At 40.2% G+C, this 1,225-nt stretch carries 1 pseudogene; it reads left to right on the forward strand.

Annotated elements, in window-relative coordinates:
- The first annotated feature begins 230 nt into the window (after window positions 1-230).
- A pseudogene (locus tag J8L86_RS20985) lies at window positions 231-1,194 on the forward strand (IS110 family transposase).
- Window positions 1,195-1,225: the final 31 nt, after the last annotated feature.

Raw genomic sequence — 1,225 nt, forward strand, 5'->3', positions numbered from 1 at the left:
CTTGTATGGATAATAAACCCACCTAATTTACAAATACTTCCCTGTTTCGGGTAATGTGAGACCCAGGCTTTAGCTGCAACTAAAGCTTTCCTTGTCGTAGTTCGATTGATTGCTGGCTCCTCTATTGAGAGACCGATAACAAGAAAGAACGCGACAAAGGACTCCAAGCAAAACACTCGAATAGTCTACTGGGTCTCGAACCCGCATTTGCAAGCAAGAGTTAGCTTATTATGAATTCAAAAACTAATCAAAACATTAACATCGGTGTCGATACGGGTAAGTTTCAGCTCGATATATATATCCGACCTCTCGATATCTTTTTCACCGTCAAAAACGATGAGAAAGGAATTAAAGAAGCTGTTAACTTAATCAAGAAACACCATCCTGAACGCATCGTTATTGAAGCAACAGGTCGCTTAGAAATGCCATTTATTATGGCCTGTGCTGAAGCAAACCTTCCCTTCGTTATTGCGAACCCAATACACATAAAACGATTTGCTGGTGCCATTGGTCAAAAAGCTAAAACAGACAAGCTCGATGCGCAGCTCATCGCCCACTATGGCGATGCGATTAAGCCTAAGCTATCTACTTTAAAGCCTGACATCATGCAGGCTATGAGCGATTTAGTCTCAAGACGTAATCAAATTATGGCGATGCAAACGATGGAGAAGAACAGGCTGCAAATTCTGCCGAAAGAGCTTGCGGTGACCATCAAACCTATCTTAACTGTATTTAAAAATCAGATAGAAAAGATAGAAACTAAAATAGTTAAACTCATCGAGTCCAACCCGCTTCTCGTAATAAATCAGCCAAGCCAAAAATGTCATTCTACAAAGCATGAAAGGGATAGGTAAAATAGCCGCAGCTTCAATTATCAGTAACCTACCAGAACTCGGATATATTAATAATAAAGAAGCGAGTTCATTAGTTGGTGTTGCACCAATGAATAAGGAAAGTGGTCGCTTCAAAGGCCAAAGAAAGATACAAGGTGGACGGCATCAGGTCAGGACAGTTTTGTATATGGCAATGATGTCAGCCATACAATCAAATCCTGTTTTCAAAGCAACTTACCAACGTTTAGTCGCAGCCGGAAAACCAAAGAAAGTAGCCATTATTGCCTGTATTAGAAAGATGGTTGTAACACTGAATTCAATGCTAAGAGATGGTGTAATGTGGGAAGCGCCAAAAATATGAAATTAGCTATTGACGCCATAGTCTCTTGTTA

Source organism: Shewanella sp. MMG014, from assembly GCF_018100775.1.
In the GTDB taxonomy this organism is placed as follows: domain Bacteria; phylum Pseudomonadota; class Gammaproteobacteria; order Enterobacterales; family Shewanellaceae; genus Shewanella; species Shewanella japonica.